Source organism: Flexivirga caeni (assembly GCF_003724155.1).
In the GTDB taxonomy this organism is placed as follows: Bacteria; Actinomycetota; Actinomycetes; order Actinomycetales; family Dermatophilaceae; genus Flexivirga; species Flexivirga caeni.
On the sequence record NZ_RJJQ01000001.1, the window covers coordinates 234646 to 260535 of the forward strand.

At 68.7% G+C, this 25890-nt stretch carries 31 protein-coding genes; 7 read left to right on the top strand and 24 right to left on the bottom strand.

Features of this window, described 5'->3' with window-relative positions; translation table 11 throughout:
- The first annotated feature begins 109 nt into the window (after window positions 1-109).
- On the top strand, window positions 110-1396 hold the full coding sequence (locus EFY87_RS01155) for a glycoside hydrolase family 32 protein (RefSeq protein WP_158607452.1): 1287 nt from the start codon (window positions 110-112) through the stop codon (window positions 1394-1396).
- Window positions 1397-1419: 23 nt separating this feature from the next.
- Here EFY87_RS01155 and EFY87_RS01160 read toward each other — a convergent pair whose 3' ends face one another.
- The 7 genes from EFY87_RS01160 to EFY87_RS01190 form a co-directional block, all read right to left on the bottom strand.
- Window positions 1420-2475: a LacI family DNA-binding transcriptional regulator gene (locus tag EFY87_RS01160; RefSeq protein WP_123269467.1), complete on the bottom strand. Its 1056-nt coding sequence runs from the start codon at window positions 2473-2475 to the stop codon at window positions 1420-1422.
- A gap of 9 nt (window positions 2476-2484) precedes the next feature.
- On the bottom strand, window positions 2485-2889 hold the full coding sequence (locus EFY87_RS01165) for a DUF3151 domain-containing protein (RefSeq protein WP_123269468.1): 405 nt from the start codon (window positions 2887-2889) through the stop codon (window positions 2485-2487).
- A complete protein-coding gene (fbaA, locus tag EFY87_RS01170; protein WP_123269469.1) occupies window positions 2886-3911 on the bottom strand; it encodes a class II fructose-bisphosphate aldolase in 1026 nt (341 codons plus the stop codon). The genes EFY87_RS01165 and fbaA overlap by 4 nt, the downstream gene beginning before the upstream one ends.
- 120 nt (window positions 3912-4031) lie before the next feature.
- The gene (locus EFY87_RS01175) at window positions 4032-5267 is read right to left on the bottom strand and encodes an RNA polymerase sigma factor (protein ID WP_123269470.1); all 1236 of its coding nucleotides are present in this window, start codon (window positions 5265-5267) and stop codon (window positions 4032-4034) included.
- Window positions 5264-5617 carry a YciI family protein gene (locus tag EFY87_RS01180; RefSeq protein ID WP_123269471.1) on the bottom strand — a complete coding sequence of 118 codons (354 nt, stop codon included), beginning with the start codon at window positions 5615-5617 and terminating at the stop codon, window positions 5264-5266. Before EFY87_RS01180 ends, EFY87_RS01175 begins: the two co-directional genes overlap by 4 nt.
- Window positions 5614-5976, bottom strand: coding sequence for a YciI family protein (locus EFY87_RS01185; protein WP_123269472.1), 363 nt, complete (start codon window positions 5974-5976; stop codon window positions 5614-5616). Before EFY87_RS01185 ends, EFY87_RS01180 begins: the two co-directional genes overlap by 4 nt.
- Window positions 5976-6326, bottom strand: coding sequence for a YciI family protein (locus EFY87_RS01190; protein WP_158607453.1), 351 nt, complete (start codon window positions 6324-6326; stop codon window positions 5976-5978). The genes EFY87_RS01185 and EFY87_RS01190 overlap by 1 nt, the downstream gene beginning before the upstream one ends.
- A 119-nt stretch (window positions 6327-6445) precedes the next feature.
- Here EFY87_RS01190 and EFY87_RS01195 point away from each other — a divergent pair, with 119 nt between their 5' ends.
- Window positions 6446-7000 (top strand): GNAT family N-acetyltransferase, encoded by a 555-nt coding sequence (locus EFY87_RS01195; RefSeq protein ID WP_123269474.1) that lies wholly within the window; start codon window positions 6446-6448, stop codon window positions 6998-7000.
- A 273-nt stretch (window positions 7001-7273) separates the two neighbouring features.
- A complete protein-coding gene (locus tag EFY87_RS01200) occupies window positions 7274-8722 on the top strand; it encodes an HNH endonuclease signature motif containing protein (RefSeq protein WP_123269475.1) in 1449 nt (482 codons plus the stop codon).
- Window positions 8723-8754: 32 nt separating this feature from the next.
- On the opposite strand, the gene EFY87_RS01205 is transcribed toward EFY87_RS01200, so the two are convergent.
- Complete coding sequence (locus EFY87_RS01205) at window positions 8755-9819, bottom strand: DUF4037 domain-containing protein (RefSeq protein WP_245988287.1); 1065 nt, start codon at window positions 9817-9819, stop codon at window positions 8755-8757.
- Between the two features lie 93 nt (window positions 9820-9912).
- Between EFY87_RS01205 and EFY87_RS01210 the strand changes: the two genes are divergently transcribed.
- Window positions 9913-10398, top strand: a complete 486-nt coding sequence (locus EFY87_RS01210; RefSeq protein WP_158607454.1) for an NUDIX hydrolase — start codon at window positions 9913-9915, stop codon at window positions 10396-10398.
- A 2-nt stretch (window positions 10399-10400) separates the two neighbouring features.
- On the opposite strand, the gene EFY87_RS01215 is transcribed toward EFY87_RS01210, so the two are convergent.
- Genes EFY87_RS01215 through EFY87_RS01230 form a run of 4 tightly spaced genes read right to left on the bottom strand, consistent with a single transcriptional unit; the run spans window position 10401 to window position 13303 of the window.
- Window positions 10401-11306: an SDR family oxidoreductase gene (locus EFY87_RS01215; RefSeq protein WP_123269477.1), complete on the bottom strand. Its 906-nt coding sequence runs from the start codon at window positions 11304-11306 to the stop codon at window positions 10401-10403.
- 51 nt (window positions 11307-11357) lie between these two features.
- Window positions 11358-11984 (bottom strand): TrmH family RNA methyltransferase, encoded by a 627-nt coding sequence (locus EFY87_RS01220; protein WP_123269478.1) that lies wholly within the window; start codon window positions 11982-11984, stop codon window positions 11358-11360.
- A 13-nt stretch (window positions 11985-11997) separates the two neighbouring features.
- Entirely contained in the window at window positions 11998-12348 is a 351-nt protein-coding gene (locus EFY87_RS01225; RefSeq protein ID WP_123269479.1) for a VOC family protein, read from the bottom strand.
- Window positions 12338-13303, bottom strand: coding sequence for a helix-turn-helix transcriptional regulator (locus EFY87_RS01230; protein ID WP_123269480.1), 966 nt, complete (start codon window positions 13301-13303; stop codon window positions 12338-12340). The genes EFY87_RS01225 and EFY87_RS01230 overlap by 11 nt, the downstream gene beginning before the upstream one ends.
- Window positions 13304-13397: 94 nt before the next feature.
- Here EFY87_RS01230 and EFY87_RS01235 point away from each other — a divergent pair, with 94 nt between their 5' ends.
- Window positions 13398-14021, top strand: a complete 624-nt coding sequence (locus EFY87_RS01235; protein WP_123269839.1) for a mycothiol transferase — start codon at window positions 13398-13400, stop codon at window positions 14019-14021.
- A 46-nt stretch (window positions 14022-14067) separates the two neighbouring features.
- Here EFY87_RS01235 and EFY87_RS01240 read toward each other — a convergent pair whose 3' ends face one another.
- The 3 genes from EFY87_RS01240 to EFY87_RS01250 are packed head-to-tail and all read right to left on the bottom strand — an operon-like array spanning window position 14068 to window position 16564.
- Window positions 14068-14799, bottom strand: a complete 732-nt coding sequence (locus EFY87_RS01240; RefSeq protein ID WP_123269481.1) for an amino acid ABC transporter ATP-binding protein — start codon at window positions 14797-14799, stop codon at window positions 14068-14070.
- Complete coding sequence (locus tag EFY87_RS01245) at window positions 14796-15662, bottom strand: amino acid ABC transporter permease (RefSeq protein ID WP_181445418.1); 867 nt, start codon at window positions 15660-15662, stop codon at window positions 14796-14798. The genes EFY87_RS01240 and EFY87_RS01245 overlap by 4 nt, the downstream gene beginning before the upstream one ends.
- A complete protein-coding gene (locus EFY87_RS01250) occupies window positions 15659-16564 on the bottom strand; it encodes an ABC transporter substrate-binding protein (protein ID WP_123269483.1) in 906 nt (301 codons plus the stop codon). The genes EFY87_RS01245 and EFY87_RS01250 overlap by 4 nt, the downstream gene beginning before the upstream one ends.
- A gap of 135 nt (window positions 16565-16699) precedes the next feature.
- On the opposite strand from EFY87_RS01250, the gene EFY87_RS01255 reads away from it, so the two are divergent.
- Window positions 16700-17344, top strand: coding sequence for a DedA family protein (locus EFY87_RS01255; RefSeq protein WP_123269484.1), 645 nt, complete (start codon window positions 16700-16702; stop codon window positions 17342-17344).
- On the opposite strand, the gene EFY87_RS01260 is transcribed toward EFY87_RS01255, so the two are convergent.
- The 4 genes from EFY87_RS01260 to macS form a co-directional block, all read right to left on the bottom strand.
- Window positions 17317-17874 (bottom strand): MFS transporter, encoded by a 558-nt coding sequence (locus EFY87_RS01260; protein ID WP_158607456.1) that lies wholly within the window; start codon window positions 17872-17874, stop codon window positions 17317-17319. The genes EFY87_RS01255 and EFY87_RS01260 overlap by 28 nt on opposite strands.
- Before the next feature lie 366 nt (window positions 17875-18240).
- Entirely contained in the window at window positions 18241-19941 is a 1701-nt protein-coding gene (locus EFY87_RS01265) for a DUF2339 domain-containing protein (protein ID WP_148043201.1), read from the bottom strand.
- Window positions 19942-20042: 101 nt separating this feature from the next.
- Window positions 20043-20702, bottom strand: a complete 660-nt coding sequence (locus EFY87_RS01270; protein WP_123269842.1) for a response regulator — start codon at window positions 20700-20702, stop codon at window positions 20043-20045.
- Between the two features lie 5 nt (window positions 20703-20707).
- Window positions 20708-21886 carry a MacS family sensor histidine kinase gene (gene macS / locus EFY87_RS01275; protein WP_158607457.1) on the bottom strand — a complete coding sequence of 393 codons (1179 nt, stop codon included), beginning with the start codon at window positions 21884-21886 and terminating at the stop codon, window positions 20708-20710.
- A gap of 48 nt (window positions 21887-21934) precedes the next feature.
- Here macS and EFY87_RS01280 point away from each other — a divergent pair, with 48 nt between their 5' ends.
- A complete protein-coding gene (locus EFY87_RS01280) occupies window positions 21935-22471 on the top strand; it encodes a helix-turn-helix domain-containing protein (RefSeq protein ID WP_158607458.1) in 537 nt (178 codons plus the stop codon).
- Between the two features lie 25 nt (window positions 22472-22496).
- Here EFY87_RS01280 and EFY87_RS01285 read toward each other — a convergent pair whose 3' ends face one another.
- The 5 genes from EFY87_RS01285 to EFY87_RS01305 form a co-directional block, all read right to left on the bottom strand.
- Window positions 22497-23210 (bottom strand): sirohydrochlorin chelatase, encoded by a 714-nt coding sequence (locus EFY87_RS01285; protein ID WP_123269487.1) that lies wholly within the window; start codon window positions 23208-23210, stop codon window positions 22497-22499.
- Window positions 23207-23938, bottom strand: a complete 732-nt coding sequence (gene cobA / locus EFY87_RS01290) for a uroporphyrinogen-III C-methyltransferase (protein WP_245988291.1) — start codon at window positions 23936-23938, stop codon at window positions 23207-23209. The genes EFY87_RS01285 and cobA overlap by 4 nt, the downstream gene beginning before the upstream one ends.
- Before the next feature lie 105 nt (window positions 23939-24043).
- Window positions 24044-24583, bottom strand: coding sequence for an orotate phosphoribosyltransferase (pyrE, locus tag EFY87_RS01295; protein WP_123269488.1), 540 nt, complete (start codon window positions 24581-24583; stop codon window positions 24044-24046).
- A 33-nt stretch (window positions 24584-24616) separates the two neighbouring features.
- The gene (locus EFY87_RS01300; protein ID WP_123269489.1) at window positions 24617-25384 is read right to left on the bottom strand and encodes an SDR family NAD(P)-dependent oxidoreductase; all 768 of its coding nucleotides are present in this window, start codon (window positions 25382-25384) and stop codon (window positions 24617-24619) included.
- Between the two features lie 23 nt (window positions 25385-25407).
- Complete coding sequence (locus tag EFY87_RS01305) at window positions 25408-25803, bottom strand: winged helix-turn-helix transcriptional regulator (RefSeq protein WP_123269490.1); 396 nt, start codon at window positions 25801-25803, stop codon at window positions 25408-25410.
- Between the last annotated feature and the right edge of the window lie 87 nt (window positions 25804-25890).

Consider the following 25890-nt stretch of genomic DNA (forward strand, 5'->3'; position numbering starts at 1 on the left):
ACCGTCACTGGGCGGGATGCGGTGCTGCGCCTGCGCACACCGCGTCCCGCCCGATGGCGTCCGCGTTCCCGCACGATGTCAGCAACACCCGAATAGACGGATAGGTCATATGTCTGAGAACACCTTGCCCCGCATGCACATTCAGCCGGAGTTCGGCTGGCTGAACGACCCGAACGGGATGGTCCATCACCGTGGCGAATGGCACGTGTTCTACCAGTTCAATCCGAATGCGCCGGTGCACGAAACGATCCACTGGGGTCACGCGAGCAGCCCGGACCTGGTGCGCTGGAAGCAGCACCCCGTCGCCTTCGGTCCGACGCCGGGCGGGCCGGACTCGGCCGGTTGCTGGAGCGGCGTCTTCTTTCCCTGGCTCGAGCGCCCCGCAGTCGCCTACTCCGGAGTGACCGCCCGCACCGCACCCAGCACTATCTGTGTGCGCGAGGCACTGGACGACGACTTGGAGCAGTGGAGCGAGCCGTATGTCGTCGCCGGCACCCCGCCCGAGATCGCCGCGATGCGGGACCCGTTCTGTTTCGACTGGCATGGGCGCCACCTGGCGATCGTCGGTGCCCAGCTGGATGAGGTCACCCCCGCCGTCCTCCTGTATGACGTGGGCGATCCGCGCGCCTGGCACTACCTCGGGGTGTGGCTGCAGCGGGGCGACACCGACCTGGAGCAGCCGTACGCCGACATGTGGGAGTGCCCGCAGCTGATCGTGGACGGCGACCGCGCGGCACTGGTCGTCTCGGGGCTGAGCCAGAGCGGTCCGGGCCCCGTCTTCGCCTTCGTCGGCGACCTGACCGACGACGCGGGCCTACCGTCCTTCCGGCCGGACGCCGTGCAGCTGGTCGACGAGAGCACGAGCTTCTATGCGCCCCAAGTGGCCACGTCGAGCGACGGCGATCTCATGTTCGGGTGGGTCACCCAGTGGGACGCCGCCGCCGCTGCCGCCACCGGTGTCTGCGGCTGCCTGACGCTGCCGCGGCGGGTCAGCGTGCACGGCGACCGGCTCTACTCCGTCGTCGACTCGGGCCTGCAGGCGTACGCCGACTCCGCCCCGCGCACCATCGTCCAGCTGGAGCACGGCGGTTCGACCGGCCTGCCGCGCTGCGCGCGCACCCAGGGAACCGCCGACCGCATCAAGCTCCACGGAGCCGCGTCGGAGGTCGAGATCGATTGTCCGGGAGGCATTTTCGAGGTCTGGACCGATGGAGAGGTCGCTGAGGTCTTTCCCGCTGAGTCGGTTCCGCGCACCCTGCGGCAGACCGGCACGGAAAGTTGGCTGCTGGTTGCGGTCGGGCCTCTCTCCGTGGAGATCGCCGAACTCGCACCTCCCGGAGACGCGACGCCGCTGCAGGAGACGTACGCGGACCACTCCGAGGCATCCTCCGCCTGACCGAACCGGCTACCGGCCCGGCTTCACACGGGAGCCGGGCCGACGGATTCCCGTCGTACCAGGACCGATTCGAGCAGCCGGCGGCGCGGTGCCCGATCGGTGGGGTCCTCGTCCTGCGTCCTGGCTGCGAGCTGGGCGATCAACGTCTCCATGGCACAGATGCCCATCGAGCGGTGCGGCAGCGCGAACGTCGTCAGTGCCGGGACGAGGTTGCCGGCCAGCTCCTCCTGGTCGTCGAAACCGAGAATGGACAGCTCGGCGGGCACCCGCAGCCCGAGCCGGGTTGCGGCGAGCAAGGCACCCGCCGCCACGCGGTCGTTCACACAGAACAATGCCGTCGGGCGAGTCGCGCGGCTGACGTCCAGCACCGGGATCGCGGCGTCATACCCAGCGTCGATCGTCCATTCGCCGGGAAGCACGCGCACCGCGGGGCGTTGCCCGGACGCTGCCAGGCGTTCCACGAACGCCGTCTGCCGCATCCGTCCGGCAATCGCGCGGCCTCCGGAGATCATCGCGATGCGCCGATGGCCCAGCGAGACGAGAAGCTCGGCGGCGGCCGCGCCGGCGGAGTCCTCGTCCGGGATCAACGACGCCAGCCGGTCATCGGCGGTGAAGCAGTTGGCCAGCACTGTCGGCAGGCCGGCGTCCGGCACGTCGCTGACCTCGCGCAAGGTCATCGAGGCATAGATCAGCCCGTCCACCCGGCGCCTGCGGAACTCCCGCGCAGCACGCCGCTCCGCCTCAGGCTGCCCGTTGCTGTCGAACACCGCAGCCAGATAGCCCTGCTGCAGGGCGAGTTCGGTGGCGCCCGAGATCAGCTGCCCCGCAAAGGGACTGGACGCGATCGCGTCGGTGATGACACCGATCAGGTGGGTGCGCTGCGTCCGCAGACTTTGCGCCACCGGGTGTGGCCGGTAATCGAGTTCGGCCGCTGCCTTCAGGATGCGCTCACGGGTCGCCTCCGAGACGTTCCCCTGTGCCTTGTTGTTGAGGACGAAGGACACCGCCGTGCGCGAACTGCCGGCCAGGTCGGCCACGTCCTGCGCGGTCGCCGGCTTCGCCCGGTGTTGCGATGCCATGGCGCGGCCCTACAACCCCAGCTCCCGGGCTGCCGCCGCCGAGGAGTCACGCAGGAAGTCGGCGCAGCGCCGCTGTTCGTCGGTCTCGCCGATCACCCCGGCAGCTTTCGACAGGGCGGCCAGCGCGCGCAGGAAGCCGCGGTTCGGCTCGTGCTCCCACGGCACCGGGCCCTGACCACGCCAGCCGGCGCGACGCAGCGCGTCGAGCCCGCGGTGGTAGCCGGTGCGGGCGAACGCGTAACTCTCGATCACATCGCCGTCCGCGAGCGCGTCCTCGGCGAGCGTCGCCCACGCCAGCGACGAGCCCGGGTAGGAGCGCGCGACGTCACGCGGGTCGACTCCCTGGTCGAGCGGCGAACTCGCGGGATCCACAGGCAGTTTCGTCTCGGGTATGCCGAGGAGGTTGTCGGTCATTCGTGTGTGCCCGCCGAGCCGAGGTTCTGGCACGCCTCGATCACACGGGCCGACATACCGGCTTCGCCCGCCTTGCCCCACGCCCGCGGATCGTACTGCTTCTTGTCGCCGACCTCACCGTCGATCTTCAGCACGCCCTCGTAGTTGCCGAGCATCCAGCCCGCGATCGGGCGAGTGAAGGCGTACTGCGTGTCGGTGTCGACATTCATCTTGACCACGCCGTAGGAGACGGCCTCGGCGATGTCCTTCGGGTCCGAGCCCGAGCCGCCGTGGAAGACCAGGTGGAAGGGCTTCTCGTCGGCGGTGTGGAACTCCTCGTGCACCGCGGCCTGTGCCTTCTGCAGAACTTCGGGACGCAGTTTGACGTTGCCCGGCTTGTAGACGCCGTGCACGTTGCCGAAGGTGAGGGCAGTCATGTAGTAGCCCTGCTCGCCGGTGCCCAAAGCCCGCGCGGTCGCGATCGCGTCCTCGGGCGTGGAGTAGAGCTTGTCGTCCATCTTCCCTTCGACACCGTCCTCCTCACCGCCGACAACACCGACCTCGATCTCCAGGATGATGTGCGCCGCCTTGCACTGAGCGAGCAATTCTTCTGCGATCTGGAGGTTTTCGTGCAGCTCGACCGCCGAGCCGTCCCACATGTGCGACTGGAAGTAGGGCAGGCCGCCTTGCTGCACGCGCTCGGTCGACGCAGCCAGCAGCGGACGCACGAAGGTGTCCAGCTTGTCCTTCGGGCAGTGGTCGGTGTGCAGGGCGATGTTGACGTCATACGCCTTGGCAACCTCGTGCGCGAAGGCGCTCATCGCGAGCGCGCCGGTGACCATGTTCTTGACGCCCTGCCCGGAGAAATACTCCGCGCCACCGGTCGAGACCTGGATGATCCCATCGCTGCCTGCGTCCGCGAAACCCTTGATCGCGGCATTGAGGGTCTGGCTGCTGGACACGTTGATGGCCGGGTACGCGAAGCCCCCCTTCTTGGCGCGGTCGAGCATCTCGGCGTACTTCTCCGGGGTGGCGATCGGCATGGGGCCCTCCTGCAAGCGTCGGCTGCGAACTGTGCGTGCCTACATCCAACCACTGCCCGGCGCTGGTCGAGTGCCCGGAGGAGCGAACGCGGGGAGGGTATATCGAGGCCTCGCTCGTTGTCAGGTGGCGCTGAGCCCGCGCCGCCGGTCGATCAGCTGGAGCCGCTCGGGCTCGTTCGCGCACCGTGCGATGGCCACGTCATACGCCCGCACTGCGTCGGTATGCCGTCCCTCCCGCGCCAGCAGCTCAGCCCGCACCGCCGGCAGCCGGTGCGAGTGCGGCAGCTGCTCGTCGAGCCCGTCCAGCAAAGTGATTGCGTTGGTCACATCACCGGCTTCGGCGACCGCGACCGCCCGGTTGAGCCGCACCACGGGCGAGCCGGTGAGCCGCTCCAGTTGCCGGTAGTAGTCGGCGATGGTGACCCAGTCGGTGTCCGCCGCGATGCCGGCGCGTGCGTGCTCGGCGGCGATCAGCGCCTGCAGCAGGTATTCGGCGGCGAGCGCGCTGTCCACCGCGACACCTCGCTGCCCGGTCAGGTCGGCCAGGAGCGATCGCCCCTCGGCGATCTCCTCGCCGTGCCACGCGGTGCGATCCTGCTGAGGCAACAGCACCAGCCTGCCGTCGGCGCCGACACGCGCGTCCCGGCGTGCGTGCTGCAAGAGCATGAGTGCGAGCAAGGCGGTGAGTGCCGGGGTTGCGGCTGCGGCCGGGCCGGTCCCCCGCACGATCCGGACCAGCCGGATCGCCTCACCCGCGAGCTCCGCCCGCACCACGTCGACGCCGCTGCCCGGCGCATAGCCAGCTGTGAACGCCAGATAGGCAACGCGCGCAACGGTTTCCAGCCGTTCGGGTAGTACCGAATCATCGGGTATGGCGAGCGGCACGCCAGCGGCCACGACCTTCTTCCGGGCCCGGGTGAGCCGTGCCGCCATCGTCGCCTCCGGCACCAGGAAGAGACGCGCGATGTCCGCGGTGGCGACGCCGAGGACCAGCCGGAGGGTGAGGGCGGCGCCCGCCTCTTCGCTCAATGCCGGGTGCGCGGCCAGCAGCACGAGACGCAGCAGGTCGTCATCGCCACCCGGCCCAGTCGCTGCCGTCCGCACCTCGGCGACCAGCTGCGGCTGCTTGCGCGCGGCCACCGCCTCGGCTCGGAGCCGGTCCAGCACCCGGCGGCGTGCCGCGGTCAGCAGCCAGGCCGGCGGGTTTTCCGGCATACCGGCCGCCGGCCAGGTCCGGGCCGCACGTTCGAACGCATCGGCGAGCGCGTCCTCGGCCAGGTCGAGTCGCCTGGTCTGCGCGACGAGCAGGGCCAGCAGCCGGCCCCACTCGTCGCGCCATACGTTCTCCAGGCTCACGCCTCCGGGCCTTCTAGCTGGATGCACGGTCGGATCTCGATCGAGTAGATCTCCGGCAGCAGCGCACACCAGGTGACGACCTGGTCCAGGTCGGTGGCTTCGATCAGGTAGAAGCCGCCGATCTGCTCGGCGGTCTCGGCGAACGGCCCGTCGGTCAGCTGCACGGTGCCGGTCCGCCGGCGCAGTGTCGTCGCGGTGTCGACGCCGGCCAGTGCCTCACCGCCCAGGATGGCGTCGCCGACGACACGCCCGAAGGTCAGGTGTTCCTGATGCCAGCGCGCCCGGTCCGCCGGGTCGGCGTCGCTCCACTCGTTCTCGGCTCCGGCGAGGAGGACCAGGTATGTGGTCACGACACCCGTTCCTCCGGTTGCACGGTGCGGCGCACTTCGACGCCTTCACCGATCGCGGTGAGGATCCGGCAGCAGTCCAGCACGTCGTCCACGTCGTCGGTCTGGACCAGGAAGAATCCACCGATCTGCTCGACCGCCTCGGCATACGGGCCGTCGGTGACCGTGGAGGATCCGGGCGCGATCCGCTTGGTCTCACTCGATGCGTGCAGTTCGGCACCGCCGGTGATCTTGTGCCCTCGTGCGACCAGTTCCTGTGAGAACCGGCCGTATTCGGCATACCCGTGCTTGCGCTCGTCCTCGGACATGGTGGTCCACCAGCGGTCTTCGTCTCCCACGATCACGATCATGTATTCGGTCATCAGTTGCCCTCCAGTTCGCGCAGTTCGATGAGATCCCCGGTGCTGGACAGTTGCCGGCAGCAGGCGCGCACGCCCTCGCGATCGTCGCTCTCGATGAGATAGAAACCGACGATCTGCTCGACGGACTCGGTGAACGGACCGTCGGTCACCGTCGTGCCGCCGTTGCCGTCCGGCCGCATCGACAGCGCCTCAGCCGACGGACGCAACGGCGATGCCACAACGACCCGGTGACCACCCTCGGCAAGTTCGCGATTGAAGCGGGCATGCGCCCGCATTCCCTTCTCGTGCTCCTCCGGCGGCAGCTTCGCCCACTCGGCCTCGGGCGCGGGCAGCAAAACCAGGAATCTCATGGTGACCCTTTCGGTATGCGGTGTGTACATCCTCTGACAGCACCATGACGGGTATGTCGAGCCGATATCGACAGGCCGTCTCATATTTTCGCGGATGATCCCCTGTCACTCTGATAGGTATGGCGCTCGCGTATCCGCAACCTCCGCTGACCGACGGCCGAGTACTGCTTCGCCGGTGGGCGGAACGCGATCTCGACTGCGTGCGCGCGGCGAGCACCGACCCCAGGATCCCCCGCGGCACCACTGTCCCGGAGGTATTCACTCCGACGGAGGGGCTCGCGTTCATCCGACGCCAGTGGAGCCGGGCCGAGACCGGAGCCGGTGTGTCACAGGCAATCACCGAAGCGGACACCGACCGCGCTGTCGGCCTGATCATCGTCAGCCCTCGACCGCAGGCCGGCGTCGCAGGAGTTGGTTACTGGGTGGTGCCGGGCGCCCGCGGTCGCGGACTCGCATCCGCCGCACTCCGTCTCGTCATACCGTGGGCATTCGCGTCACTTCGCCTGCAGCGACTCGAGGCCTGGACCGAGCCCGGCAACCTCACGTCCCAGCGCGTGCTGCTGAGCGCCGGGCTGCAGCACGAAGGGCTGCTGCGCAACTTCCTCACGATCGAGGACCGGCCCGTCGATGCGCACGTCTTCGCCGCCATCCTTGACGCAAACCTCGACCGTTGAAGGTTGCGTACGCCGCAGGCTGCCCGCCGTCCCCAAAGCGCGACCGTCGCGCCTTCGGGACACCCCAAGCCCCATCTCACGTCCCCAACCCTCGACCGTCGCGCCTTCGGGACGCTTCCAGCCCGGTTTCCCGTCCCGTTCTCGCGACCGTCGCGCCTTCGGGACACCATCCCATCGCGTCGAACCGATTCAGAAATTTGTTTGACCAAACCCTTTACAAAATCCTCTACTGTAGATATCCTGAGAACACGCTGAATCACCCGGAGGGCAGCCATGGCGATCGAGTCCAGGATCGAGCTTCCAGACCCTCCTGCCCGCGCGGAAGCCACCGAGACACTGCCGCGCGCCGAACCCGGCCGCGGCTACGAGGTGCTGGAGCTACTCCCCCAGCTGACCGCAGCCGCCGACGAACTCCCTGACCTGTTGCACCAATTCGGCACCGAGCAGTTGTCTCAGGTGATGCGCACGGCACTGTTCCTGGTCGGCCGCATGCAACAGGTGGCCACTCTCATCACTGCCGAAGCACTGATCCGCGGCGATGTGTCCAGATCGGACTCCGCGAATGCCACCCGATGGGTGACCGGACATGTCCCCGCGTTCGACGAGCCGGCCGAAGAGACCGGCCTGGGCGGGGATGCCGAGGCGAACAGTGCTCGGGCACAACGGGTTCCGGTCGAGCCAGCCACCTTGCGCCGGATTGCGGCTGTCGCGCAAGAATGCCAGCATCGCAAGAACGACACCGTCACAGCGGCACTGCGCGCCGGCAACTGCACCGTCGAGTCTGCGCGCACGACGCTGGCCCACGCCGACAAGGTCATGCCCGTGCTGCCCGGCACCGAGCACGATCAGGTGCTTGCCTGGTACCTCTCCCTCGATCCGTCCCTCGGCGCCCGCGGGCTGACCCAACTGACCAGGGCGGCGATCCTCGCCAAGTTTGCCCCCGACCAACTCGACCAGGAGGACGCTCACCTGGAGGACGTCGAGACGCTGACCTGGTCCACCACCCCGACCGGTATGACGCGGCTCGTCGCCGAACTCGCGCCTGCCACAGCCGCCATGATCAAGGACGCGATCATGGCCGGTTCCGCGCCGCGACCGGTCACCACGACCGACGGCAGCGACGGCGAATGCGCCACCGGCACGGCACGTCGGATCCTCGACGAGCGCACCCCCGCCAAGCGCCGCGCAGACGCACTGCTGGAGCTCGTCCAGGCCGGCGCACGCACCACGACCGGCAAGGGACAACTCGGCTCCGCGGCCACCGCGCTCATCACCCTCAGCCTGGACACGCTGACCACCGGCGTCGGCACCGCAACAACCACGACCGGCGACCTGCTTGACGCCACCGCGGCCCGGCGGCTCGCCTGCGACGCCGACCTCATCCCCATCGTGCTCGGCAGCCGGGGCGAGCCCTTGGACGTCGGGCGCCGCGAGCGACTGGTCACCAAGGGCTTGCGTGCCGCAGTTCTCTTCCGGGACAAGGGATGTTCCTTCCCCGGCTGCGATCGGCCACCAAGCTTCTGCGAAGTCCATCACGTACGCCCCTGGTGGGCCGGCGGCGTGACCAGCTTGATCAACTCGGCGATGCTCTGCTGCCACCATCATCGGATCGTGCACCGACGCGGCTACACCGCGACCGTCACCGAGTTCGGTGTCGTGTGGGACCTCACTCCTGGCCGGATTGCGTCCACTTACCCGCCAGCAGCGTACGAAAGCGCTTGAGCTTGCTGCTGTTTCGATAGGTCGAACTACGATCAGCGGCGCGACGGCTTGATCGCCGCACGCACCACCCGGGCACGACGCGCCCCGTCGACGAGCAGCTTCGTCGTCCCACTGATCTGCTCGGCGCTCCCAACCCCGGAGGGCAGCGCGCGGACTTCAGCATCAGTGACCGCAGAGAGCAGAGCCTGCGAAATGTCGGCCAACCCCTGAAACGGCCGATCGAAGAACGGGACCGTCACCGGCTCGACCGCCGGCAAACCGATCTCGCCCTGCAGCCGCCCGAGCACAGCCAAACCTTCAGCTAATCCCATCTCCCGCTCGTGCCAATCATCGGCAGCCAGCGCCACCCGGAATGCCGGCGCGGCAGCCGAGGCGCGCGGCAGCCGGGCAAACGCAATGCCGAACCACTTGCTGTATGGCGGCCAGCAGCGCTCCAGCAGAAACCCGAGATGCATGCCGACCTGCACCAACCGCCCGGCAAGCACGCGCGACCCGAGGTCGTCGCCGCGAGACCCGGACCGGCCGATGAACGGCAACTCCTCCCCGAGCTGTGCCCAATCGCAGGCCAGCAGATGCAGCCACACGTCGTGCGGATACCAGCCAAGACGTGTCCTGGCCGCGGTGAGATCACCTGCCGTGTCTGCAAATACCGGTCCTGCAGTGACCTCCAGCACCGCCTGACCCGTCAGCGCCAGCCAGTCCGCGACCGACAGGTCCGCGGTGGCGTCCACTCCGAGCCGGAACTGCAGAAAGTCGGCCACCGAACTCACCTCGACCCGTACCGCACCTTCCGGCGACCATGTCGTCGGAAAGCGCGTCGGCCATCCGCGATAGTCCTTCGGCAAGTCGGTTTCCAGGACGGCCGCAACCTCACCGCCCTGGTCGTCCGGTGTGAGCAGGGTGAGCCGCAGCCCGAAGTCGTGGTCCTGGCTGGTCTCGTCATCAAGTCCGAGCACGTCGGATCCGCTACCCAGGCGCGCAGCGGCATACCGCAGTCCCGGCAATCGGCGCGCGACCGTCGGAGCCACGACGTCCTCATAGTACGCCCGCGACAACGCCTGCCCGAAGGATTCCGGCTCGTGCTGGGCGGCAGTCACGCTGTGCAGTCTATGCACGCACACCGCCACCCTGCCCGTCCACCGAAGGGCAGCGCGAGGTCCCACCCTTCCGGGATCAGGCAGTATGGCGGGATGCCGCTGCACCTCCGGGAAAGTGTTCGTGCCCTCGTCCTCGACCCGGACGACAGCGTGCTGCTCGTGCACTTCGACTGGCCGGGGCTCGGCATCAGCGGCGGCTTCTGGGCAACTCCCGGCGGAGGCGTCGAGCCGGGCGAAACCCGCCTCGAGGCACTGCAACGCGAACTGCGCGAAGAGATCGGGCTGGAAATCGGCACCCTCGGCCCGGAGGTCTGGACCTTGAACGGCGTGTTCGAAATGGGCGAATGGGACGGTCAGATCGACCACGTGCATCTGTGCCGAACCGACCACTTCGAGCCCAGCCCGTCATTCTCAGCTGCCCAGCTCAAGGCCGAGAACGTTCACGAAATCCGTTGGTGGTCAACCGAAGAGATCGAATCGGGCGCGGCGACCTTCGGTCCGGCGCGCCTGCCCGGCATACTCCGCGAACTGCGCGAAGGCGGCACACCGGAAACGCCGGTCATCCTCGACGGCTTCTGAGGCTACCCGGCACGCTGCGGCAGAAAGTGCCGCCGGATCTCGTGGGCGTATGCCGTGCCCAGCGTGTCTCGGTGCTCGGTGATCCAGTCGGTGAGGCGGATCGTGCCCGTCGCCGGCGCATCGGAGTCGGCCAGACCGGCCGCCATTGCCCGGTATTCCTCGCGGGTCAGCAACGTGTCCCGCACCAGGCGGCCCAGCAGCCAGGTGACCGCAGGGAAGACACTCCCGGGCACGGGCAGGAGGCGCGTGTGGCTGCCAATGCTCGCGCGGATGTGCTCCAGCAGGTCGGCGAAGGTCAGCGACTCCGGGCCGACTGCGTCCACCGTGACCGAGTCGTCCCGTTCGCCGAGGTCGGCCATCAGCGTGGCCAGGTCGTCGATGTGGATCCCACGGACCCGATAGCGGCCACCGCCGCCGATCAGCGTCACCGGCGACCGGCGCATCAGCCAGGCGATGTTGTTGATGAGCACCCCGTCCCCGCCGAAAAGTATTGCAGGGCGCACGATCCCATACGGCACGCCGCTCTCCTTCAGGTGCGCCTCCACCCGGCCCTTGCCGCGGAAATAGGCGTATGGCGAGTTCACATCGGCAGCCGTGATCGACACATGCACGATGCGCCGCACCCCGGCTTCCGCGGCAGCCCGGAACAGGGTGGCGCTGCCCTCCACCGCGGTCTCGAACGTCACGTCACCGTGCGGAAAGCGCACCCAATAGGTGTTGTAGAGGCACTCCACACCCTCCAGCGACTTCCGCAGACCCGCCGGATCGCCCAGGTCGAGTGGCCGTATGTCGTAACCGCTCCCAGCCCGCGGATGGTTCGTCAGGGTCCGCACCGACCGGCCACGAACCGTGAGCCCCGCCGCGATCGCCGCGCCCGAGTAGCTGAACGCTCCTGTCACCGCATCCATGTCGACACCTCTCGCCGGCCCCAGTCGTTTGAGCAATCGCTCAATTTGAGCTTAGACCACGCGCGCGTGCCGCAACACCCACACGTGCATCGCGATGGCGGCGGCCGCACCCGCATTGATCGAGCGCGTCGACCCGAACTGCTCGATGTGCAGTATGTCGACGCACGCCTCCTGCATCTCGGGCGTCAACCCCGGACCTTCCTGCCCAAAGACGAGCACGCACCGCCTCGGCAGCGCGTAGGTCTCGATCGGCTTGCTGCCCGGGAGATTGTCGATGCCGATCAGCGGCAGCCCTTCCGCGCCCGCCCAGTCCACCAGCGACGCGACATCTGGGTGGTGGAACTCGTGCTGATAGCGGTCGGTCACCATCGCCCCGCGCCGATTCCAGCGGCGCTTTCCGACAATGTGAAACGCCTTGGCGCCCATCGCATTTGCCGTGCGGATCACCGAGCCGATGTTGAAGTCGTGTCCCCAGTTCTCCACCGCCACGTGGAAGTCGTGCCGGTGCGCATCCAGCTCGGCCACGATCGCCTCGTGCGTCCAATACCGGTAGCGGTCGACGACGTTGCGCCGGTCGCCATGCGCCAGCAGTTCCGGGTCGAAGCGCGGATCGGGCGAGCCGTCCGGCAGCGCCGGCCATGCCCCGTCATACGGCCCGACACCCACGTCCTCGCTCACGAGGACGAGGATCTCATCCCCGCCCGATGTCGAAGAGGTTCCCCTCCGGGTCGGCGAACGTCACCCATGCCGTGCCGAACTCCTCGAACTGCGCGACCCGCTGCGCCCCCAGCGATTCGGCACGCGCGACCTCCGCATCCCAGTCCGCGCCGACGAGATCCAGGTGGATCGGGTTCTTCCCCTTCGGACGCGCATCGGCCTTCATGAAGAACCACGTCCGCCCCGGCGGGTCCTCCCGGCCGATCGAGGCGAAGAACTCGTCCGCCCCGTCGTCGAGCTGCCTGCCCAGCAACTCGCTCCAGAACCGCGCGGTCCGCAGCACATCCGTGCAGTCGAACGCAATCGCACCGACCTCAACCGGCATCCGCCTCACCTCCACCGTCTGCGATGCGCCCGGCGCGCACCGCCAGTCTCCTGTATGCCGCAACCAGCTCCTCGTTGTCCAGCACCTCGAAGTCGGCCGGCAACCGCAAGAGCCACCACGCCAGCATGTCCAGGTCATGCGCACCGACCCGCAACTCACAGTGCGCGTCGTCGACAGCGGTCAGGGTTCCCCAGCCACCGACACGGTCTCGCACCTCGTCGATCGCGCACCGCACCCGCACCGTCGCCTCATACTCCCAGCCCGAACTCACCGACCGGCGGATGAACGTCTCCGCGTCGGGCGCCGGCCTCGGCGTGAAGCCGAAAGTGGACGCACGCACCTCGCTCATCCGGTCCAGCCGGAACGACCGCCAGTCATCCCGGTCGAGGTCGAAAGCCATGAGATACCAACGTCTTCCGGTCGCGATGAGCCGGTAGGGCTCGACTCGCCGGGACGTCGCGGCACCGTCCTTGGCCGTGTAGTCGAAACGCCCCTGATGACGCTCGCGGATCGCCCGCGCCAGCACCAGCAGCGCGTCGGAATCCACTGTCGCTGCTTGGTATTCGACGGTCACCGTCGCCTCTTGCACGGCGGCCACATGCGCCCGTATGGCGGCCGGCATCACCTGGTCCAGCTTCGCCAGAGTACGCAACGCTGCCTCGCCGACCCCGGCCACCGTCCCACCGGCTGCGAGCCGCAGGCACACCGCGACCGCGACCGCCTCGTCCTGGTCGAGCAGCAACGGCGGCAACGCGCGACCGGCACCCAGTTGGTAGCCGCCGCCGAGACCGCGGCTGGACTGCACCGGATAGCCGAGCTCACGCAGCCGGTCAACGTCGCGGCGGACCGACCGTGGAGTCACACCGAGCCGATCGGCCAGTTCGTCCCCGGACCAGACCGCTTGCGCCTGGAGCAGTCCGAGCAGTTGCAGCAGTCGTGCGGTCGTCGTTGCCATGACCCCATCGTCGCGAATCTCAGGACCGAAAGTGTCCGCTATGCACGGCACGGTGATCTCGTCAACGATCCCCAGCTCTGGAAAGGCCGATCTCATGCCTGCTCACGCACCACAAACGGACCACGAAGGTGAGCTGCTCGCCGGCTACGTCACCCAGCAGCTGCTCGGCCTCAAGGCCGCTGCACACGGCCTCACCGACGCCGAATTGCGCGCCACCCCAACGGCTTCCAGTCTCAGCATCGGCTCGTTGGTGAAACACGGCACCCGCTGCGCGATCTCCTGGCTGGACCGGGCAGCAGCGGCTCCGGCCATGTGGCCGCCCGCCGACGACCCGACTCCGCAGCAAGACCGGATCAGCGCACACTTCGGCGAGTTCCGGTTGACCCCGGAGGACACCGGGGACCGGCTGCGGGACGGCCTGGACGCCGTGATCGCCCGCGTGGGGCGCGACGTCCCGTCATACGACCTGGACGAGCGCGTGCCGGTGCCGACCGACGCGCCCTGGTGGCCGCGCGACGTACAGTCATGGACCGTCCGCTGGACCGTGCTGCACCTGATCGAGGAGCTCGCCCGGCACGCCGGTCACGCCGACATCATTCGCGAATCGATCGATGGCGCAACGATGTACGAGTTGCTCGGTGCGGTCGAGGGGTGGCCGAAGTCGGACTGGTTCACCCCGTGGTCGCGCGACGCCATCCGCACCACCGAGCCGGTGTGACGCGCGGCAGCCCGGACTGGGTCCGGGCCGCAGGACGGCCAGCGACTCAGTGCAGCAGCCGCGACAGGAACCGCTGGGTGCGCTCCTCCTGCGGTGCGCCGAGCACCTGCTGCGCCGGTCCGCGCTCCAGGATCACCCCATCGGACAGGAAGCACACTTCGTCCGCGACTGACCGGGCAAAGCCCATCTCGTGGGTGTTGAGGATCATCGTCATGCCGTCCTCGCGCAGGCCCTGGAGCAGGTCGAGCACCTCCCCCACGAGTTCCGGGTCGAGCGCAGAGGTGACCTCATCGAGCAGCAGCAGCCGTGGCGAGTTGACCATCGCGCGGGCGATCGCGACCCGCTGCTGCTGGCCGCCGGACAGGTCGTCCGGGCGAGCATTCGCCTTGTCCGCCAAGCCGACTCGTTCCAGCGCCGCCCGTGCCCACTCCGTCGCTTCGGCGCGCGCGACCTTGTGCACCCGGACCGGAGCGAGCGTGATGTTCTGCAGCACCGACAGGTGCGGGAAGAGGTTGTAGGACTGGAAGACCATGCCCATCCGGGAGCGCACTTCGTCGGCGTTCACCCGCGGATCGGTGATGTCCTGGCCGTCGAGTTCGACCACGCCGTCATCGACGACCTCGAGCAGGTTGACGCAGCGCAGCAGCGTGGACTTGCCCGACCCGGAAGCGCCGATGAGGACCACGCACTCACCCTCGGCAACCTCCAGCGAAACGTCCCGGAGCACGACGTGCGCCCCGAACGACTTGCGAATCCCTCGCAACGACAACACATTCACAGCTGACCACCGACTCCCTGGAAACCACGCCGCCGGGCATACCAGTCGGTGAACCGCGCCATCGGGATGGTCAGGCAGATGAACAGCACCCCGGCGACGACGTATGCCGTGAAGTTGAACGACAGGGACTGCCGGATCTGTGCCTGCCGCAGCGCGTCGACCACGCCGATCGCGGCCAGCAGGGCCGAGTCCTTCTCCAGCGAGATCAGGTCGTTCATCAGGGCGGGCATCACCCGCCGAACCGCCTGCGGCAGCACCACGAAGCGCAGCGTCGCGGCATACGACAATCCGAGCGAGCGAGCCGCCGCCCGCTGCGAGGGGTGGACCGACTCGATGCCCGCCCGCAGCACCTCGGCGACGTTCGCCGAATATGACAGGGTGAGCGCGAGCCCGCCCCAGAAGAGCGGGTCGGTCGGCAGCCCGCTCAACTGCAACGCCGGCACCCCGAGGCCGAGCAGGAAGACCACCAGCAGCAGCGGCAGCCCGCGGAACAGGTCGACATACACGACCGCGAACGCGCGCAACGGGAAGAACACCGGCCCGCGCAGGGTGCGCAGCACGGCCAGCACCAGCGACCACACCGCGATCGCGACGCCGCACACCAGCATCACCTCGATGTTGGTCCACAGCCCACGCAGCACCATCGGAAACGCGACACCGGCCTCGTGCGGTGAGAAGAAGGTGCTCTGGAAGCGGTCCCAGCCCGGGCTGGTGACCAGCACGATCACGACCACCGCGAGGACGACGATCGTGCTGACCGTCGCCACGACGAACGACCGGCGCCGCTGGCGCAAGCGGTATGCCGCGCGTTGCTGCTCGATTGGGGAGGGCTGCCACACCTCCGGCTTGTCGGCCGCGGTCACGACAGTTTCGGCGCTCCCTCGCCGGTCAGCCACTTGTCCTCGAGCTTGGCAAGGGTGCCGTTGCTTCGCAGGGCGTTGACCGCCTTCGTGACGCACGGCGTCAGCGTCGACCCCTTGGTCAGCACCGCGCCGAACTGCTCGGGCTTGCCCGTCACCGGCAGCTGGCCGACGATGACGCCGGAGCTGAGCTGTGCGGATGTGATGTAGAACGCCGTCGGTAGGTCCACCACGAGCCCGTCGATCTGGTGGTTCTTCAGCGCTTGCACCGCGACCGGGTTGGTGTCGTAGACGGCCGGCTGCTGCGAGGGCTTGATCTGGTCGACGATCGCGCTGTATGACGTCGTCCCCACTTGCGCACCCAGCTTGGCCTTCTTCAGCGCGGCAATGGATTTCGCACCGGCGATCTTGCTGCCCTTGTAGGTGACGATGGCCTGGGTGACGTCGTAGTAGCCGCTGGAGAAGTCCACCGCCTTCGCCCGGGCGGGGGTGATCGACACCTCGTCGAGGTCGAAGTCGAAGGAGTGGGTGGCTCCGGCGACCACAGAGTCGAACGGCACCCGCTTCCAGGCGACCTTCGCCGTGGAGTAGCCCAGCTGCTGCGCGATCGCGTAGGCGACCGACGACTCGAAGCCCTTGCCGTTGGCGGGGTCGTTGTTCGAGAACCAGGGCTCGTAGACCGGGTTGTCGGCGCCGATGGTGATGACACCGGGCTTGGTGGTCTTCATGGTTGCGGGCGTGCAGCTCGCGGCGGCGGCCTTCGAGCCGCTCGCGGTGCCGGTGCCTGCACCAGAGTCGGCCGCACCGGTGGACTTCGGGGAACTGCAGCCGGCCAGGACCAGCGTGGTGGCAGCGGCAACAACCAGCAGAGTATGACGGGAGCGGCTCCCGGGAATGCGCGTCATGGTGCCGGAGAATATCGGCGAACCGGGCACGGCGCAGCTATGCCCATCACCTGGGCACAGACCGGCGACGCCCAGCCTGCACCGGCCCCGCTCCAAGGCACCCCTCAGCGGCGCTCACGTACGCTTGCGCGCGTGATGCACTCCCTCGGCCCGAGCTTCATGGACCCGACCTACCTGCTCGACCAGTTCGGGGGAGCCTTCTTCGGGATCTCGCTGCTGATCGTCTTCATCGAGTGCGGCGTCCTCTTCCCGATCCTGCCGGGAGACTCACTGCTCTTCGCGATCGGGCTGTTCAGTTCCAGCGCCAAGTACAACTTCCACGTCTCGCTGTGGATTTCGGTGCCGTCGCTGATGATCGCGGCGTTCGCGGGCAACGTCGTCGGCTACGAGATCGGCCGAGCTGTCGGCAAGCCGATCTACGAGCGGGACGGCCGGATCCTGAAGAAGGAGTATTTCGAGAAGACCAACGCGTTCTTCGACCGGCACGGCAACAAGGCCCTCGTCATCGGCCGTTTCGTGCCGATCGTGCGGACCTTCATCACCCTGGTTGCGGGCGCGGGCCGGATGGACCGCAGGCGCTTCTTCACCTGGAGCGCCGTCGGCGCCGTGTTGTGGGTGGCCATCGTGGTGCTGGCCGGCGTGGTGCTCGGCCGGGCGTTCCCGGGTCTGGGCGACAAGATCGACGTCGCCATCCTGGTCATCGTCGTCATCTCGGTCATCCCGATGCTCTACGAATACCTCAAGCACCGCCGTCAGGCGCGGGCCGCTTCCGCCGACTGACCGATCCCGGAAGGGACCTCACGCCGCAGCGCCCGTTGCACCTGCACGGCGAACCCCGCGACGACCACCACCGAGAGCACATAGCTGGCCCGCACCCCCAACGACGCGCCGAGCGCACCGAAGAGCACGAAGGAGATCACGCTCGCCGCCTGCATCAGTCCGTTGACGGTCGAGCTGACCCGGCCGCGCATCGCGTCCGGCGTGCGCACGGTGAACAGCGGTCCGAAACACGCCGTCATCACCCCTAGGGCGACGCCCAGGAACGCGGTGAGGACCAGCAGCACCCGGTATGCCGGGGACACCCCAATGCCCAGCACTCCCAGCGCAATTACCCCCAAGCCCACTTGTATCGCCTGCACCCGGGAGCGATCGGACTTAAAGCGACCGGATGTCACCGAGCCGACCACGGCACCGACGGTGAAGACCACCTCGACGAGGCCGTACCAGCCGGCAGGCATGCCGAAGATGTGGCGGATCAGGAAGACGTCGAGCACGCTGGTGCCGTTCGCGGCGAGGACCAGAACCAGCACACCGACCAGCACCGGCTAGACGAGCCTGTCCGCCCGCAGCGCGCGCAATCCGCTGGTCTTCGAGACGGTTTCAGCTGCGTCGACCTGCGCGTCAGCAGCCCTGTCACGCCCGACGGTCCGGCCTCAGAGTCGTCGACACGCAGCAGCACGACCGACAGCAGCGCGTCGCCGAAGACCGACAGTGCTCGCGCCGGGACGACCAAGCGCACGTCGCGGTGCCGCCATGCCGAATCCTGAAGTGACTCTTTCACATATCTGAAAGTAATTCTTCGCACCCTGAGGCGCCACACGGCCGGAACGACCGAGCGGTCCGGCCTTCCCCCTGGAAGACCGGACCGCTCGATCCCGTCGTATGCCGCGAGTGCCTCAGTGCGCGACGCGTGCCGCCGGGCCTCGGCCGGTGCTGCGCTTCCGGGCGAACGCCTGGGCGTAGCGGGAACCCGCGAGGAGAAGCACCAGACCGACCGCGAGGAACGTCATCGCCCGAGTGGCGCCGGACATCTCCTGCAGGTCGAAGAGGAAGAGTTTGGCGACCGCACCACCAGCGAGCAGCAAACCGCCGCCGAGCGAAACCGCCGCGAAACGGGGCTGGTGCAGGCTGAACGCCATCGACGCCATGGCCACGATCACCCAGACGACCGTCACGCCCAGATGCGCACTGTGGAAACCAGGCGTCCCGCCGACGGTGCTGCCGAAGGAGATCATGGCCGCTGTCGCGCCATACAGGCCGGCGCACACGGCGACCGGCGCGACGACCGTCTGGCGGACGCCGGTGCCCGGTCGCAGCATCGCCGTACCGGACAGGGCGGCCCAGGCGACGAGCAGCAGTCCGCCGGTCATCGTCACGTAGGACAGCTGGGCGTCCGCGAGTCCCGGGCGGGACAGGGCTGCCGGGTTGGCAAAGACGAGGTAGGCAACTGCGCCACAGCCGCCGAGCGCGGCACCGACCAGGGTCACGGCGGTCGATTTCCGGGCGACCGACACCGCCGCAACCGCAACTCCCGGGACCAGCACGAGCACCGGCATCCAGGAGTCGTCACCGAGCAGGAGGCAGGTCTCCACCCCGAGCAGCAGCGCCGCGGCCGCCAGCACGGTGCGGCGCACCGTTCCCAGCGAGGAGCAGCAGAAGGCAGCACCCGCGATCAGCGCGGTGAGTGCGGCGCCGACGACGAGGGCGACGTGCTGGTCGAGCAGCGGCAGTTGCACCACGGCGGGCATCACGGTGAATCCGAAGGCAGCGGAGTGCAGTTCGTCGTCCTTGCCCGTTGAACTGAAGAACCCTGCCGCCCCGAGTGACAGCACGGCGAGCACAGCCGGCAGGGAGGCGATCGAGCGCGTGTCGACCGCGTACGCGGCGACGACGGTCACGGCAGGCAGCGGGCTCACCAGCGAGTGGAAGCACCAGCCGCGCAGCCGCTCCGGCACGATCGCTGCGGCTTGCAGGATGACCATGAACCACACGAGCGAGACGGTGACGCCACTGGTGAGCACCGGCGCGAGCGCGGCGACCGCGATGGTGACGCCTATCGCGAGCAGCTCCGAGCGCCAGTGCACCGCGAGAGCGGCTGCCGCCGCGGCGATGGCGCCGGCGATGACGAGGCCACCGATCGCCGGCAGCCACTCGTAGAACGAGGTTACCGCGACCGTGTCCACGAAGAGCCCCGCGATGCCGGTGCCGGCAAGAGCGACTCCCCCGATGGTGCCGCCCGGCCGGCCGTGGACACGCAGTCCGGCACCGATCAGCGCCGCAGACAGCACCGCGCCGCCCGCGACCCGCACCTGCGGGCTGAGCAGGCCGGCATGCGCGGCAATGACAAGCAGCATGACGACGCCGATCAGGGTGATCGCGCCGCCGGTCAGCACAAGCAGCTTGCTGACGATGCCCTCGCGCTGCCACCACGGTGCCCGGCGGGGCATCATCGCGTATGGCGCGACGGGCGCGCCATACGGGCCCGGGTGCTGCCCGGGGTAGGTGCCGCGAGCGGCATACGGGTGCTGGCCCGCGGCATACGGATTGGCCGGGGGCTGACCCGGCACAGGACCTGGCTGGTTCGCAGTCGTGTTCATGCCCACCAGCCTCGGCGACGCGGCGGCCGCCGGCCTGAGTACGACTACTCAGCGGCGGTGGGGATTGTCGGCAAGAAGCTACCGCGGGGTATCCCCTGGTCTTACCCGAGTTCGTTCTCGATCGCGTAGCGCGTCAGCTCGATCCGGTTGGAGAGCTGCAACTTGCGCAAGGTCGCCTGCACGTGGTTCTCGACGGTGCGGTGACTGACGTCGAGCCGGCGCCCGATCTGCTTGGCGCTCAAGCCCTTTGCCACCAGCCGGAGCACCTCGAGTTCGCGCGGGGTGAGAGTCGGCGCCGGCTCCGCACCGGCCGGCGTGGGCTCGGTCGCCATCCGGCGGTATTCACCGAGCACGAGCCCGGCCAGACCCGGTGTGAAGACCGCCTGCCCGGCGGCGGTCGCGTTGACGGCCTCGATCAGCTCGGCCGCGGACGCGCTCTTCACCAGGTAGCCGCAGGCTCCCGCCTTGACCGCCTGCAGCACGTCGTCACGCTCCGAGGACGCCGAGAGGATCAGCACGTTGGCACCCGGTGCGGCTTCCAGCACCCGGGCGGTCGCCTCGGCGCCGTTGCCGTCCGGAAGGTGCATGTCCATCAGCACGACTTGCGGGGTCGTCGCCTTCGCCCTCGTGGTCGCTGCGGCGACACTGTCCGCGGTCGCGACCACGGTGAAGCCGGCCGCCTCAAGGTCCCGGCTCACCCCGTCGCGCCACATCGGGTGGTCGTCGACGACCATGACCGTGGTCGACTCGGCTGCACTCATGCCGCTCATCCTGCCTTGCCGGCGCGCGGGACGCGCAACTCCCACTCCGTGCCGAGGTCCGGCCCGGTCTCCAGGACGGCCTCGCCGCCGAGGTCCGCCATCCGGCCGCGGATCGACTTGCTCACTCCCATGCGTCCCTGCGCCTCGGCTTCCGCAAGGCGTCCGTCGGGTATGCCGACACCGTCGTCGCGAACGGTGAGCACGACCTCGCCGCCGAGGTCCTCCAGCAGCACGAACGCCTGCGCGTCCGGCCCGGCGTGCCGCGCGACGTTGTCCAGGATCGTGCGGACGACAGCCGCCAGCTCGGTGACGACGGAGCCGGGTAGGTGTACGGCGCCGGCCGGTCCCGAGAAGTTCACGCCGGCGGGGATCACCGCCTGCAGCTGGGTGCGCAGGTCGGTCGAATCGTCCACCCCGGGCACCGTCGCCTGCTCGCTGATCAGCGTCCGCAGCGCCTGCTCCTGCTCGCCGGCGAGCCGGCCGAGTTCACCCGCCGCACCGCCCAGGTCGGCACCGCGGCGACGCATCAGGGCAAGCACCTGCAGGGTTCCGTCGTGCACCTCGCGGGCCAGCCGCTCGCGTTCCTTGGTCGCCGCCTGCATCCGGACGGCCGTGGACAGTTCCTGCTGGGCACGCGACACGATGCGGGCGCCGACGCCCATCGTGACGCCGACGGTGAGCAGGATCGGGGTGGTCGCGTCCGTGACCAGGTTGTGGAACTGCTCCTCGATGCCCAGGCTGAGCAGCGAGAAGCCGACTCCTGCGGCCCCGCCCGCGGCCGGCCCCCACAGCAACGCGACCGAAACGACCGCGTTGGTGATCCAGAACGTCGAGGGCAGACTCTGATGGTGGTGGTAGTACTCCGGCCGGACCACCCAGACGGTGGAGACGGTCAGCAGGACGGTGATGACGAGCTCGATCACGACCGTCGGTGGCCGCGGCGCCAGTTCGAAGGCGTAGACCAGCCCGCTCACACCCGACCAGATCACCAGCAGCGCAATGAGCGCCCAGCTGATCACCGGATGGCTGTATGCCGGGATGCCCGACCCGGGCGGCGCCTGCGCCCGGACCGAGACGATCTGGGCGCCGATCGCATAGGCAACGGACGCGAAGCGGAAAACCTGCGCACCCCGCCAGAAGGGCAGCGTGGCATCCGGATCGATGTGCACGACCACGCGTTCCACGCTCCGACCGTAAAGCACGGGACGTCCGGGTGCGGCACGATGGACCGCATGACCGAGCGGCGGACCCTCACGCTGACCGACCCCCGGGCGATCCGGGTGCTCGCCCATGCAGCGCGCCAGCAGCTGCTGGACGAGTTCAGCCGCGCGGACACCCTGACCGCGACAGAAGCAGCGGCACTCTGCGGCATCAGTCCGTCGGCGATGAGCTACCACCTGCGCGCAATGGAGCGCTGGGGTCTTGTCGAGCGTGCCGAGAGCACCGACGGTCGCGAGCGTCCCTGGCGGCGAGCCGCCGACAGCATCCAGATCGCCAACGGCTCGAAAATAACCGCGGACGTGGCGAATTCGATGATGAGCACCTTCATCGACCGCATCCAGCGAACACTGCAGGCGGCAATCGATCGGGACGATCATGCGACCATCGCCCAGGTCGGTTCGGTGTACCTCACCGACGCGGAAGCGAAGGAACTGGACGAGCTCGTGCATGACGCGATGAACCGGTTCGACGACCGGCACGTCGAGCGCACCGCTCCCGCCGGCGCCCGCCGGCGGGATCTCTACTGGCTCAACCTGCCGCGACCGTGAGGGGATTCGCTACGTGCACCTCCCGTCAGGCGACGAATGCTGGAACTGGCCTCGTGGAGAAACTCCGCGCGGCAGTGCGATAGCGCTCGATCGCCAGCTCGGCGATGCGCCGATCGGCACCGATCGGCGCGGTGACCCGGGCGTCGAGGCGCCGGAGTCGCTCGTGGAAGAACCCGTGCCCGAGCAGGTATGACGCGACATACACCCGCCTGCCTTCGGTGGTCGCGTCGGCAATCGCCTGCTCCACGGAAGGTGTTGTCGCAGAAGCGAACCCGGCAGTCACTCGTCCCGGCCGGAGCAGGGCAAGCCGCTCCGCGACGACCTGCACGGCCAGCGCCGCGCCAGGCCGGGAGGACCCTGCGGCGGCCAGCACGACCGGATCCGACGTGGTCGCACCGGCTTCGGCCAGTCGGTCGCGGAGGATCTGTGCGAGCACCGGGTGCGGGCCGAGCGGCGGAGCGGCCGTCACCAGAGGTGCTGCCGCCGCGCGCGCGACGTCTACCTCGACGTGGTAGCCGGTGGACAGCAGCAACGGCACGATGACCGTCGGGATCTCTTCTCGGACAAGTGAGTCCACGACATCGCGCAATCGCGGGAGTTGCACGTCGACATACGCGTCGACCACCCGCACGCCGGGTAGCCTGCGTTGGACCTGAGCCCGCACCTGAAGCACGGTGCGCTGCCCAGTCGCATTCGCGGTGCCGTGGGCGACGAGCACCAGTGCCGGCACGTTTCTCATCGCAAGACCTCCGTAACGGCGCCAATGATCACCGCTGCGGGATTACCGACCCCGGCCGCGTCAACGCGGTCGGCGATCGTGTCGAGCGTCCCGGTGACTTCACGCTGCTGCGGCGTCCAGGCCGACTGCACCACAGCCACCGGCGTGTCGGACGCCCGGCCGGCATGTGTCAGGTTGGCCGCGAGCTCCCGCAGCCGGCCCATCCCCATCAGCACGACCACGGTGTGCGGCCACTGGGCGAGCACGTCGACGTCCAGGTCGTCGTGGCCCGAGATGATCAGCACTCCGTGAGAGACGCCGCGGTGGGTCACCGGGATGCCGGCAGCCGCGGGCGCGGACAGCGCGGACGTGACGCCTGGCACCAGTTCAACCGGCACACCGGCCGCGTGACAGGCGAGCACTTCCTCCCCGCCGCGGCCCAGCAGGAACGGGTCCCCGCCCTTGAGGCGCACGACATACTTTCCGGACCGCGCCCGGTCGACGAGCAATGCGTTGATCTCGTCCTGCGGCACCGGGTGGTGATGCGGTGTCTTGCCGACGTCGATGATCTCGGTGCCGGGACCGAGGTCGCGCAGCAGGCCGCGCGGCGCGAGCCGGTCGGCAACCACCACGTCCGCCCGCTCGATCGCGCGCATCCCGCGCACCGTGATCAGGTCGTCGGCGCCGGGTCCGCCGCCGACGAGCACGACGCGGCCGACCGGCTGGTCCGCCTGCACGTTCTGCGTCACCGCTCCGACCCTCGACACCCTCGACTCGCCGTGCGCGAGTTCGCGCACGGCGAATCAGTCTCGCATAACCAAATGTGTCGCTTTAAATAAGATCAAGTAATGAGATCAGGCGAGTCCCAGGTCGCTGAGGCCGTATGCCGTGAGGTAGGGGATGCCCGCAGCTTCGATGCGCTCCCGGGCTCCCGTGGACCGGTCGGCGATGACCGCGACGGCGACGACCTCGGCTCCTGCTTCGCGCACCGCCTCCACTGCTTCGAGAGCCGACGCCCCCGTCGTCGAGGTGTCCTCCACCACGACGACCCGGCGCCCGGCGATCGACGGCCCCTCGATGCGCTGCTGCAGGCCGTGTGCCTTGCCCGCCTTGCGCACGACGAAGGCATCGAGCGACTGGCCGGATGCGGCGGCCGCGTGCAGCATCGCCGTGGCCACGGGGTCCGCGCCCATGGTGAGACCACCGACTGCGTCATACGACAGCTCGGCCGTGAGGTCGAGCATCACGCGACCGACGAGTGGCCCCGCGACTCCGCTCAGGGTGATCCGGCGCAGGTCGACGTAATAGTCGGCCTCCTTGCCGGACGACAGGGTGACCTTGCCGTGCACGATCGCCTCGGCCAAAATGTGTTCCAGCAGTTCCTGCGCGGCCAATGCCGGCTCCTCACTCGTGGCTATTTCGGGACTTCACTGCGGACGGTGGCTGCGAGACAGCTTGCCAGCCCGCACGATCGGGCGCGGCAGCAGCCGCAACGCGGCCGACACCACCTTGTACTGCGGGCTCGGGATCGAGATCACCTTGCCCCGGTCGACGTCGGCCAGGCACTGCTCGACCAGCGAATCTGCCTGCAACCACATGAAATCCGGGAATCCGTTGTGCCTGATGCCGGACCTGCTGTGAAACTCCGTGCGCGTGAAGCCGGGGCACAACGCGGTGACGGTCACGCCGCTGCCGCGCAACTCGCTCGACAGGCTCTCGGAGAAGACGGTGACCCACGATTTCGCCGCCGAGTAGGTGCCCGACGCGAGGTAACCGGCGACCGACGACACGTTGACGATCGCGCCGTGCCCGCGGTCGCGCATCGACAGCGCCGCGGCGTGCGAGAGCACCATCACCGCCCGGACCAGCACGGTCAGCATCTCCTCCTCGTCACGAATGTCATTGCGCAGGAAGGGAAGCTTCAGGCCGAACCCGGCATTGTTGACCAGTAGGTCCACCGGCCGCGACGCGTCAGCCAGCCGGTCGGCGACAGCTCCGATGTCGAGTCGCTCCGACAGGTCAGCGGGCAGCACTTCGACCGACACCGAATAACGTTTCTCGAGCTCGGCTTTCAGCTCCTCCAGCCTGCTCTGCGTGCGCGCGACGAGGACCAGGTCCTGGCCGCGCTGGGCGAGCTGCGTCGCGAAAGTCTTGCCGATGCCGGCACTCGCGCCGGTGACGAGTGCGGTGGCCATGGGCGCCGAGTCTAGAGCCTGCGTCAGAACTGCAGCCGGATGCCTGCGGCACGGTCGAACTCCGCACGATGCGCGACGACCTGCGCAATGTGCTGCTCCGACCAGCCGCGCAGCACGGCCAGCGGCTCCTGCAGCGACCGGCCGAGGTCGGTCAGCGCGTATTCGACCCGCGGCGGGATCTGCGGGTATGCGGTCCGGTTCACCAGCCCATCGCGTTCCAGGGCGCGCAGGGTTGCCGTGAGGACCTTGCCGGAGACCCCTCCGACGCTGTCCCGCAGCGTGGTGAAACGCATCGGGCCGTCCGACAACAGCCCGATGACCAGCACCGTCCATTTGTCGCCGACCCGGTCGAGCAGCACCCGGGTCGGGCACTGCGGGTCGTAGCCGTTGCCGACCCAGCCGGCCGCCTCCGTCGTCATGTCCCTCACATCGTCCATTGGTTACCTTGAGGTACCAGGATACCGATGGATACTGTCTGAGTCATCAGCACATCGAACTACGAGGAG

Excerpts from the sequence above, each read along its gene's own strand:
- EFY87_RS01300 (WP_123269489.1), bottom strand. The coding sequence starts at position 25,384 with ATGGCCACCGCACTCGTCACCGGCGCGAGTGCCGGCATCGGCAAGACT.
- EFY87_RS01165 (WP_123269468.1), bottom strand. The coding sequence starts at position 2,889 with ATGACCGACAACCTCCTCGGCATACCCGAGACGAAACTGCCTGTGGAT.
- EFY87_RS01225 (WP_123269479.1), bottom strand. The coding sequence starts at position 12,348 with ATGCCGGTTGAGGTCGGTGCGATTGCGTTCGACTGCACGGATGTGCTG.
- EFY87_RS01255 (WP_123269484.1), top strand. The coding sequence starts at position 16,700 with ATGCACTCCCTCGGCCCGAGCTTCATGGACCCGACCTACCTGCTCGAC.
- fbaA (WP_123269469.1), bottom strand. The coding sequence starts at position 3,911 with ATGCCGATCGCCACCCCGGAGAAGTACGCCGAGATGCTCGACCGCGCC.
- EFY87_RS01230 (WP_123269480.1), bottom strand. The coding sequence starts at position 13,303 with ATGGCAACGACGACCGCACGACTGCTGCAACTGCTCGGACTGCTCCAG.
- EFY87_RS01285 (WP_123269487.1), bottom strand. The coding sequence starts at position 23,210 with ATGAGAAACGTGCCGGCACTGGTGCTCGTCGCCCACGGCACCGCGAAT.
- EFY87_RS01200 (WP_123269475.1), top strand. The coding sequence starts at position 7,274 with ATGGCGATCGAGTCCAGGATCGAGCTTCCAGACCCTCCTGCCCGCGCG.
- EFY87_RS01190 (WP_158607453.1), bottom strand. The coding sequence starts at position 6,326 with ATGAGATTCCTGGTTTTGCTGCCCGCGCCCGAGGCCGAGTGGGCGAAG.
- EFY87_RS01210 (WP_158607454.1), top strand. The coding sequence starts at position 9,913 with ATGCCGCTGCACCTCCGGGAAAGTGTTCGTGCCCTCGTCCTCGACCCG.
- EFY87_RS01280 (WP_158607458.1), top strand. The coding sequence starts at position 21,935 with ATGACCGAGCGGCGGACCCTCACGCTGACCGACCCCCGGGCGATCCGG.
- EFY87_RS01160 (WP_123269467.1), bottom strand. The coding sequence starts at position 2,475 with ATGGCATCGCAACACCGGGCGAAGCCGGCGACCGCGCAGGACGTGGCC.
- EFY87_RS01185 (WP_123269472.1), bottom strand. The coding sequence starts at position 5,976 with ATGACCGAATACATGATCGTGATCGTGGGAGACGAAGACCGCTGGTGG.
- EFY87_RS01270 (WP_123269842.1), bottom strand. The coding sequence starts at position 20,702 with ATGAGTGCAGCCGAGTCGACCACGGTCATGGTCGTCGACGACCACCCG.
- EFY87_RS01195 (WP_123269474.1), top strand. The coding sequence starts at position 6,446 with ATGGCGCTCGCGTATCCGCAACCTCCGCTGACCGACGGCCGAGTACTG.
- EFY87_RS01155 (WP_158607452.1), top strand. The coding sequence starts at position 110 with ATGTCTGAGAACACCTTGCCCCGCATGCACATTCAGCCGGAGTTCGGC.
- EFY87_RS01215 (WP_123269477.1), bottom strand. The coding sequence starts at position 11,306 with ATGGATGCGGTGACAGGAGCGTTCAGCTACTCGGGCGCGGCGATCGCG.
- EFY87_RS01235 (WP_123269839.1), top strand. The coding sequence starts at position 13,398 with ATGCCTGCTCACGCACCACAAACGGACCACGAAGGTGAGCTGCTCGCC.
- EFY87_RS01305 (WP_123269490.1), bottom strand. The coding sequence starts at position 25,803 with ATGACGACGGAGGCGGCCGGCTGGGTCGGCAACGGCTACGACCCGCAG.
- EFY87_RS01265 (WP_148043201.1), bottom strand. The coding sequence starts at position 19,941 with ATGAACACGACTGCGAACCAGCCAGGTCCTGTGCCGGGTCAGCCCCCG.
- EFY87_RS01250 (WP_123269483.1), bottom strand. The coding sequence starts at position 16,564 with ATGACGCGCATTCCCGGGAGCCGCTCCCGTCATACTCTGCTGGTTGTT.